Source organism: Microcoleus sp. B4-C1 (assembly GCF_036705285.1).
In the GTDB taxonomy this organism is placed as follows: domain Bacteria; phylum Cyanobacteriota; class Cyanobacteriia; order Cyanobacteriales; family Microcoleaceae; genus Microcoleus.
This window is the reverse complement of the sequence record NZ_JAUBUC010000190.1, coordinates 1-2,968: the sequence shown is the minus strand read 5'-3', so window position 1 is coordinate 2,968 and position 2,968 is coordinate 1. Positions and strand designations below refer to the sequence as shown.

The following is a 2,968-nucleotide window of genomic DNA, read 5'->3' as shown; positions in this document are numbered from 1 at the left end:
ATTTCCGTATCCAACAATTCAATTAATCGATAAAGCTCCCGTTCCGTCAAACCCTGAGCTCTTTCTATCAATTCCGGCGCTTTGCTCAAAAGTCTTTCTAACTGCCAATATCCCGGATTTTTGTCGAATAGAAGTTTCACAGGGATGTCACAAATAACTTTTTTTCACGATCGGCGGCAAAAGCAAGGCAGGCTTTGATGTCTGCCGAAGTTAGTTCTGAAAAATCTTCCAAAATTTCTGCTTCCGTCATGCCACCGGCGAGATATTCTAAGATGTCGTAGACGGTGATTCGCATTCCCCGAATACATGGTTTGCCACTGCGTTTTCCCGGTTCAATTGTGATGATGTCGTGGTAGTCCATAAAGCAATATTTTGTACACTAATAAGCGTAATTATAACTGCAAATAATTCTGGTTGGTTTAGGTCAGGATTTCAGGTTTGAGCAAGTAGGGATAAAAAAAGAGCCCTGACGTTGAAAGTAGCCAAGGCGGATCAGTTTTCTCATGGTCTGCAGCAAAAGCAAGACAGGCTTTGATGTCTGCCGAATTTAGTAGGGTTTTCCACCCATAAGACTCCAAAATTGGCGGCAGTTCCGATCGACGTTATTTAATTAAATAGGCGTAATTACCATTAATTGTTAATCCCAATAATTTCGCAAGTTTACTAGAATGATAATGCACTAACTCACCTTTCAATGATGTAGGAAAATTTTTCAATGCTAATTTAGCTTGTTTGTAATCAGAAAAAGGAACACTCAATGTCTGTGGGAAAGGATAAAGACTCCAGCATCCGATAACGTGTTTAACAGCTATCATTAATTCTCCTTGTAAGTCTATACTATCGTACCCTTTATAAACTGCTAACTTTTTCCCATAGTAAATAATACAATCGGTGGGACGATACATAGCCAGTGCTACTTCTATTGTCGTTTCAGCCATAGATGAAAAAGGTGTGGTTCCATGTTCTAAAAAATATTGGTTATCGTTTTTTAAATATTTTTCTAACTTTTTTAAAATCATTAATCTCATGGTTTTTATATTACTTACCCATAATAGATGTCGATGCTCGCTAAGTTCTATTGCACCTAATAAATATGCTGCTTTTTCCCAGTAGTTTTGCCAAAAATCTACAATTCCTAATAATGTGTAATTGTCAATATGATCGTGAAAAGTAACCAGAGCAGACCACAGTAACGCTAAATATGGTGAATTTTCACGAGCTTGTTGAAACTCAACATCTTCAATTTCTGAAATTTGGTGAAGAGTCCTATAAAAAATGTTTGAGGATGTTGAGATTTGTTGTGTAGTAGACGTTTTTCCTAAACCACGCGCTTTTTTTCTTCGTTTTGCTTCTCCCATAATGCCTCTCAAATATTCAAAAAAGTTAACATAACACATAAAGTGTTCATGTAACACAACATCAGTTTTCCAATGGTTACAAGGCTTAGGCGGGGAAATGTGCCTTTCCCCGCCTAGCTTTTTTAAAGGGGTTTCAGCCTCTAAATTAAGATATGCTCTTATCCTGATTTAGTAAAGTAACGTGCCTGATATTTGTTGGTCTTCTTAACTGGTTCCCAGGCTAGAGCCTGGGAACGAGCAAACACCTACGCTTTGCGCTTCCGACGGCGAATCAGCACACTCATCACTTGGTTCGGATTGGCTGCACGCTGTACGGGACTCCAATCGCCCACTTCGGCAAATCCCAGGCGGTACAAAGTGAGTATGGTTTCCCTGACACCCGATTGCGAACCTGTCACCGTTACACACACCACATCCTGTTCCGATTCTGCTGCTGAGCCGTCATTTGGCCGATCCTCTTCGAGGGCTGCGCTAACGAATTTGTTGTCGTCAGGCAAGAATTCCTGTGACATAATTATGTTCTCCTGGTTTTGGGTTTTCTAGAAAAACCCAAAAACCCAGCCGCCCCGCTTTTCAACGCATAGCAGGGCGGCTACAGAGGATGTTAAGATACTCCGTTAGCCTCCAGACTGCTGATACCAGTTTGGCGGTTAGCTGTCCATTGCTGCTACCAACAGCTTTGGGCAGTGCAACTAGATTTTTGGGCGACGCGGGCTACTTCCTCTACAAGCAAAGCAACCTCTAACTTCAAAGCGTAGCCGCAGAGGGGGGCCTGTGTCAATCCATTTGGGATTTGGGATTTGGGAAAGGTGCGTCAGCTTTGAGATTGCTTCACTACGTTCGCAATGACAGAAAATCCTAGTACGTGCATCCAGGATTAACTGGTTCCCAGGCTAGAGCCCATTCGTGACAACTTAACGTCAAACCCAATCACAGACTGCTGTTTGAGTATTAAGCTCAGATCCCCCCTAGCCCCCCTTAAGAAGGGGGGGACAAGATTCCGCTCAAAGTCCCCCTTCTTAAGGGGGATTTAGGGGGATCTAGACTTAGCTAGATGCGAGATTTATCAATGGTTTCAGTCTTAAGTTGTCACCAATGGGCTAGAGTCTAGGAACGAGCAATCGCCTACTTCCTAGGCTTTGCGCTAGAGTTAGAATATTAAAATCAATTTAAAAAGTGCGATCGATTTTGTTATCGTCAACCCAAAAACTTACACTCAAGGATAACTATGCTGCACAATCTTCAGCAATCTCACCAACAAGAGATACAGACTATTACTCAAGCTTTAGCAAAAATCACCAGCCGCACGACGGATCAGATTAAACCATTACTAGATGCGATGCTTAAACAGCTAATTGAACCTCAACAACGTCCATTTTATGAAACCGCTACCCGAACAGAATGGTCGATCGCATTTCAAGAATGGGTTGACAGTCATCGTACCCTAAATCTCCCCACTCTTTCAGATGAAGCTATTAGCAGAGAGAGCATTTATGGAGACAGAGGTTAAATGCCGTTTCTCGTAGATACAAAATGCGCGGCTAGTTGCTGCTATGCTAGTTCATGGTTTAACCCATATCCTAACTTTTAACATTGCTGATTTCGCTCGT

General features: G+C 42.0%; 5 protein-coding genes. 2 read left to right on the top strand and 3 right to left on the bottom strand.

All coding sequences use genetic code 11. The annotated features are described in order from the left end of the window. Positions 1–136: 136 nt before the first annotated feature. From QUB26_RS31505 to QUB26_RS31495, 3 genes are all read right to left on the bottom strand, one after another. Positions 137–361: a DUF433 domain-containing protein gene (locus QUB26_RS31505; protein WP_333321242.1), complete on the bottom strand. Its 225-nt coding sequence runs from the start codon at positions 359–361 to the stop codon at positions 137–139. 241 nt (positions 362–602) lie between these two features. Next, entirely contained in the window at positions 603–1,358 is a 756-nt protein-coding gene (locus QUB26_RS31500) for a hypothetical protein (RefSeq protein ID WP_333102784.1), read from the bottom strand. Positions 1,359–1,603: 245 nt separating this feature from the next. Continuing rightward, the gene (locus QUB26_RS31495) at positions 1,604–1,870 is read right to left on the bottom strand and encodes a hypothetical protein (protein WP_333321240.1); all 267 of its coding nucleotides are present in this window, start codon (positions 1,868–1,870) and stop codon (positions 1,604–1,606) included. A gap of 89 nt (positions 1,871–1,959) precedes the next feature. Here QUB26_RS31495 and QUB26_RS31490 point away from each other — a divergent pair, with 89 nt between their 5' ends. Continuing rightward, positions 1,960–2,103, top strand: coding sequence for a hypothetical protein (locus QUB26_RS31490; protein WP_333094347.1), 144 nt, complete (start codon positions 1,960–1,962; stop codon positions 2,101–2,103). 483 nt (positions 2,104–2,586) lie between these two features. Next, the gene (locus QUB26_RS31485) at positions 2,587–2,868 is read left to right on the top strand and encodes a hypothetical protein (RefSeq protein ID WP_333321238.1); all 282 of its coding nucleotides are present in this window, start codon (positions 2,587–2,589) and stop codon (positions 2,866–2,868) included. Positions 2,869–2,968: the final 100 nt, after the last annotated feature.

What these genes read in the sequence shown, in the direction of transcription:
- QUB26_RS31490 (WP_333094347.1), top strand. Translation starts at nt 1,960, where the DNA reads ATGTTAAGATACTCCGTTAGCCTCCAGACTGCTGATACCAGTTTGGCG.
- QUB26_RS31500 (WP_333102784.1), bottom strand. Translation starts at nt 1,358, where the DNA reads ATGGGAGAAGCAAAACGAAGAAAAAAAGCGCGTGGTTTAGGAAAAACG.
- QUB26_RS31485 (WP_333321238.1), top strand. Translation starts at nt 2,587, where the DNA reads ATGCTGCACAATCTTCAGCAATCTCACCAACAAGAGATACAGACTATT.
- QUB26_RS31495 (WP_333321240.1), bottom strand. Translation starts at nt 1,870, where the DNA reads ATGTCACAGGAATTCTTGCCTGACGACAACAAATTCGTTAGCGCAGCC.
- QUB26_RS31505 (WP_333321242.1), bottom strand. Translation starts at nt 361, where the DNA reads ATGGACTACCACGACATCATCACAATTGAACCGGGAAAACGCAGTGGC.